Here is a 5,192-nt window from a genome sequence, read left to right as displayed (position 1 = left end):
GTGGGTTCTGATATGTGTATAAGAGACAGGCACCGGCCGCCGCCGCATGCTCCCCACCGCCCCCCCGGCTCAGCCGGCCGCCCCGTCCAGGGCCCGGGCGCGGATGCGGGCCATCAGCCGCGCCTGCCGCACCAGATCACGGTGGTGCACCGCCCGCCCCGACGGATCGGCCACCGCCTCGTAAAAGGCCGTGAACACGCCGAGGAACTGGTCCGAGGCCGGGGCGAGGATCCGCGTCTGACGGTCCTTCTGCTCCAGACGCAGCACCGGACGGGCACTGTCCGAGGGCGTGAACGCCCACTCCAGGACCAGCCGCCCCTCACTGCCCCACAGGTCGTACGTCGAGCGGTAGCCGTGGGACAGACCGAAGGAGCAGTGCGCGCCGACCCCGTCGTCGTCACCCAGCAGCGCCACCCCGGACACGTCCACGCCCAGCTCCGCGTCGAACCTCAGACCCGCCCCCAGCACCCGCGCCGACGCACCGAGATACTCCTGCGCCGCCCGCACCGGATAGCAGCCCACCTCCCACAGCGCCCCGCCCCCCAGCTCCGCCTGGTACTTGATCTGGCCGGGATCGGTCGGCGGGATCCCGAACGCCCCGCTGAAGGAGCGCAGTTCACCAATGGCCCCGCCGGCCACCAGGGCCCGCGCCTGCGCGTGCTGCGGATGCCGCAGGAACGCGAAGTTCTCCATGACGGCCAGCCCGCGCTCCTCGGCCAGCGCGACCAGGCCCAGGGCACTGTCCTCGTCGGGCACCGCGGGCTTCTCCAGCAGCACGTGCTTGCCCGCCCCCAGCGCGCGCCGCGCCCACCTGGCGTGCTCGCTGTTCGGCAGCGGGATGTAGACCGCGTCGACGCCCGGCTCCTCCAGCAGCCGCTCGTAGCCCTCGACGGCCGCGCAGCCGGCGGCGGCCGCCACACCCTTCGCCTTGTGACCGGAACGGCTCGCGACCGCCGCCAGACGGAAAGGGGAACGGCCGATCGCCGGCAGGGCCCGGCGCACCGCGATGTCGGCGCACCCCATGATGCCGATACCGGCCCTCGACCCGGATTCGAGAAAGGGCGTCAGATCTTCGATTTCCACAGGCCCACCTAAACGACGTCAGTAAACACGAATGCCTGAACCGGTATGCCGTCAGCCTGAGTACGCGGGCCCGCGTCTGTCAACAAGACCGCAAATGCGGGGAGGCTGCTCCGGGCAAACTTCCGGGCGGGCACCGGCCCCCGATAAAGTGCGTGGCACGCCTAAATTGGCACGAAGTCACTGAGGAGGCGCCACGGTGAAGGGCATCATCCTGGCCGGCGGCAATGGCACGAGACTCCATCCGATCACTCTCGGAGTTTCGAAGCAAATGCTCCCGGTCTACGACAAGCCGATGATTTACTACCCGCTGTCGGCCCTGATGCTGGCGGGGATCACCGAAATAGAGATCATCACCACGCCCGAGGACTCGGAGATGTTCCGGCGCCTGCTGGGCGACGGCTCCTGGCTGGGCATCACCCTGACCTACGCCGAACAGGACAAGCCCCGCGGCCTCGCCGACGCGTTCCTGGTCTCCGCGGACCACATCGGCGACGACTCCGTGGCCCTGGTCCTGGGCGACAACATCTTCCACGGCTACGAGTTCGGGCCCATGCTCCAGCGCGCCGCCCAGGACCTCACAGGCTGCGTCCTGTTCGGCTACCCGGTACGCGACCCCGAACGCTACGGCGTCGGCACCCTCGACCAGCAGGGCCGCCTCGTCGCCCTGGAGGAGAAGCCCGCCGACCCGCAGACCAACATGGCCATCACCGGCCTCTACCTCTACGACAACCAGGTCGTCGACATCGCCCGGCACCTGCGGCCCTCCGAACGCGGCGAACTGGAGATCACCGACCTCAACCGCGTCTACCTGGAACGCGGCCAGGCCAAGCTGGTGCCGCTGGGACGCGGGTTCGTCTGGCTCGACACCGGAACCCACGACGCGCTCATGGAGGCCGGGGACTACGTCCAGGTCCTGGAACACCGCCAGGGCGTGCGCATCGCCTGCCTCGAGGAGATCGCCTACCGCATGGGCTACATCGACCAGGAGTCCTGCTACCGGCTCGGCAGCCGCCTCGCGAACTCCTCCTACGGCCGCTACGTCATGGAAATGGCCCAGGCCGGCTGACCGACCCGCTGCCCGGCCCCGCGCAGTCCCTGCACCCGACCCGACCACGAAAAGAAGTGCGACAGCCATGAAAATACTGTTCACCGTCGGGGGCAGCCAGGCGGCCGTCTTCGGCGTCGCCCCGCTCGCCGCCGCCGCCCGCAGCGCCGGCCACGAGATCCTGCTGGCCGCCGACGAACCGCTGATGGCGGCCGCACAGTCACTCGCCCTGCCCGCCCTCTGCATCACGCCCGACCGCATGCGCTACGGCCAGGACGCCATGACGGCCACCGACCGGATCGACGCCCTGCTGGAACTGACCCGGCAGTGGACCCCGGACGTGGTCGTCGGCGGCCTGTCCCACGTCCCCAGGGTGCTCGCCGCCCGGCTCAAGGTCCCCTTCGTCCGCCACATCTGGTACATCGCCCCCATGGCCCGCCGGGACCGCACCGCCATCGCCGAACTCCAGCCGCAGCTGCAGCGCCTCGGGCTGGCCGAACTGCCCGAACCCGACCTCTTCGTCGACCTGTGCCCGCCCGCCCTGCGCCCGCCCGGCGCCCCCGCCGCCCAGCCGATGCGCTGGGTGCCCCGGGTGAGCCAGCGCCGGACCGAGCCGTGGATGTACACCCGCCCCGAGGGCGGCCGCAAGCGGGTCCTGATCACCGCCGGCACCCGCAACCTGATGCTCGACACCCCCGGCAGCTCGCTGCGCCGCCTGGTGGACTCCCTGACCGCCACCGGCGCCGAGGTGCTGATCGCCGCGCTGCCCGAGGCCGCCGAACGCTACGGCGCCGAACTCGGCGGCGTACGCATCGGCTGGATCCCCCTGGACGTCGTCGCCCCCACCTGCGACCTGGCCGTCCACCACGGCGGCGCCACCACCGCCATGACACTGATACACGCCGGCGTGCCCCAGCTGATCGTCCCCGACAACGGCTACGGCAAGGCCGTCGCCGAGGCCGTCAGCGGCTACGGCGCCGCCGTGATGGTGGACCGCAACCGGCCCGGAGACGGCCAGGACCCGGACGAGGTGACCGCCACGGCCTGCCGGGAGATCCTCACCGACCCGGCCTACGCCGAGCGCACCCGCACCCTGGCCGCCCACAGCGCCGCGCTGCCCACCCCGGACGAAGTGCTGCGCGGCATCGAGGCCCTGGCCGCCCGCTGACCGGCACGTGCATGCGCCCCGGGACCGGCGGAGAACTCTCCGCGGTCCCGGGGCGCATACGCGTGTGCCGGACGGTGGACGGGCCGGCCGTCAGACCAGCGCCTCCAGCCGGGGCACGATCTCGGCGGGCGTGGGCAGCGTCGAGATCTCCTTGGCGATGAACTGCGTGCGCTCCGTGTAGCCGGGGTTCTCCAGCAGTTCCCGGCAGGCCGCGGCGATCACTTCGCCCGGCGCCCTGTCCGGCTCCTGGGCCTGCGGCCACAGCGTCTTGCCGGCGCCGAAATCGGTGATGGCCTTGGCGATGGCCTCCCGGTGGTAGTTCGGCGGGAACTCCGGCGGGTTCTCCGGGATGACCAGCTGCGGCACGCCGTTGGCCATCAGCGTCGTGGCGGTGGTCGCACCGCCGTGATGGACCGCCAGGTCGCAGGTGGCGGCGGTGACGTCGATCGGGATCCAGCCGACACGGGCGTCGCCCAGCTCGGCGCCGAACCGCTCGACGGCGCCGGGGTTCGCCGCGATCAGCGCCTCGGCACCCAGCTTGTCCAGCTCCCTGACCAGCAGCGGCATCGACCAGCCCGGGTCGCGGAACATCAGGCTGCGGAAACCGGAGGTGATCACCACCCGCTTGCGGCCGCCCTCGGGGCGGGTGTACATCCAGCGCTCCAGCCGGCGCTGCGGGTTGCTGGGGATCCAGCGCATCGGCTGCGCCGCCGGGTCGTGGACGGGCCGCAGCGACGGCGGCGTCGAGTCGAGCAGCAGGTCGGGCTTGAGCAGCCCGTCCACGCCCAGCCGCTCCATCTCGGGCCGCAGCTCGTCCTCCGCGCCCGGGTCGATCCCGGTCAGCGGAATGCCCAGGTACTCGATGTGGCGCACGTAGGGGACCTTCAGGTGGGCGGCGAGCAGCATCGCCGCGTAGCTCTGCGAACTGCCCACGACCACGTCCGGCCGCCAGTCCCGGGACAGTTCCAGCAGGGACTCGACGCCCGCCAGGCCCATCTTCGCGAAGCCGCGGCCCTGCCCGAGCATCTCCTCGTCGCCCAGCTCCCGGGGGAAACGCAGCCCCTTGCCCGGGTTGGTGATCCGCATGAAGTGCCGGATCGGGTCCACGGTGAAGCAGAAGGTGGGCAGACCGATGGCCTCCGCGGTCTCCACCCACGGCTCGTGGGCGGCCAGCATGACGTGGTGGCCCGCGTTGCGCGCGGCCGTCGCCAACGGAGCGGCGGCAAAGTAGGTGGCCTGGCTGCCTGTGGTGACGAACAGGATTTTCATGGCACTCCGGATGCTTTTCGTGGGACGCGGCCAGCAGCATGTGCGAACAGTACCGATGGTCCGCAGGGCGGCCTTTTTCTGTCAAACACCGGTAATTGGCAAGCCCGTTCAATCGCGGATTTCCCGCAGTTGAACAGAGTATTCTCCGGACCTCGTTGCGCACCGTTCGGCCGCTCACCATCATGAGTCCGGTACGTGTGGCCAGGAAGCCCCAGAAACGGATACCGAGAGTCGGTGGCACATGAACAGCCTGATCTACGAAGCCCGGATGGCCCTTCGTGACGTCATGGAAGTGAACATCTACAGCCAGGGAAACGACAAGGTCTACCTGACGGTTTTCCCCGAGCTGGTCTGGGAGGGCACCGAGAAGACGCAGCCGGAAAAGGTCGTCCGGAACGTCATCGGCCGGCTCCACGACATGTCGCTGGACGTCGCGGGCGGTGAGGGCGCCGTCCGCGCCCTCCTGGACGCCGGCCCCGTGGAGATCGTCCGCAAGGCCGCCTGACCGCACCCCCAACCCGCCCTTCTTGCCCGCCGTGTGCCCGGGTGAACGCGCTCCCCAGGGCGGAACGCATGGCCTGTGTGTGTTACACATCTCCGCGCCCCCGCGGCGGTAAGCACACTCGG

At 70.6% G+C, this 5,192-nt stretch carries 5 protein-coding genes; 3 read left to right on the top strand and 2 right to left on the bottom strand.

Annotation, left to right across the window (positions count from 1 at the left end; all coding sequences use genetic code 11):
* Positions 1–69: 69 nt before the first annotated feature.
* The gene (locus ACFWR9_RS41890) at positions 70–1,083 is read right to left on the bottom strand and encodes a Gfo/Idh/MocA family protein (protein ID WP_383852699.1); all 1,014 of its coding nucleotides are present in this window, start codon (positions 1,081–1,083) and stop codon (positions 70–72) included.
* A gap of 196 nt (positions 1,084–1,279) precedes the next feature.
* Between ACFWR9_RS41890 and rfbA the strand changes: the two genes are divergently transcribed.
* Together rfbA and ACFWR9_RS41880 are read left to right on the top strand one after the other, a co-directional pair.
* Positions 1,280–2,149, top strand: a complete 870-nt coding sequence (gene rfbA / locus ACFWR9_RS41885) for a glucose-1-phosphate thymidylyltransferase RfbA (RefSeq protein ID WP_383852696.1) — start codon at positions 1,280–1,282, stop codon at positions 2,147–2,149.
* Between the two features lie 67 nt (positions 2,150–2,216).
* Entirely contained in the window at positions 2,217–3,296 is a 1,080-nt protein-coding gene (locus ACFWR9_RS41880) for a glycosyltransferase (protein ID WP_383852694.1), read from the top strand.
* A 90-nt stretch (positions 3,297–3,386) separates the two neighbouring features.
* Here ACFWR9_RS41880 and ACFWR9_RS41875 read toward each other — a convergent pair whose 3' ends face one another.
* Entirely contained in the window at positions 3,387–4,565 is a 1,179-nt protein-coding gene (locus ACFWR9_RS41875) for a glycosyltransferase (RefSeq protein WP_383852692.1), read from the bottom strand.
* Between the two features lie 241 nt (positions 4,566–4,806).
* On the opposite strand from ACFWR9_RS41875, the gene ACFWR9_RS41870 reads away from it, so the two are divergent.
* Complete coding sequence (locus ACFWR9_RS41870; RefSeq protein ID WP_329468910.1) at positions 4,807–5,070, top strand: hypothetical protein; 264 nt, start codon at positions 4,807–4,809, stop codon at positions 5,068–5,070.
* Positions 5,071–5,192 lie beyond the last annotated feature (122 nt).

It is taken from the genome of Streptomyces sp. NPDC058534 (genome assembly GCF_042717365.1).
GTDB lineage: Bacteria > Actinomycetota > Actinomycetes > Streptomycetales > Streptomycetaceae > Streptomyces.
The sequence above is the reverse complement of the archived record's forward strand: the minus strand, read 5'-3'. Positions and strand labels throughout refer to the sequence as shown.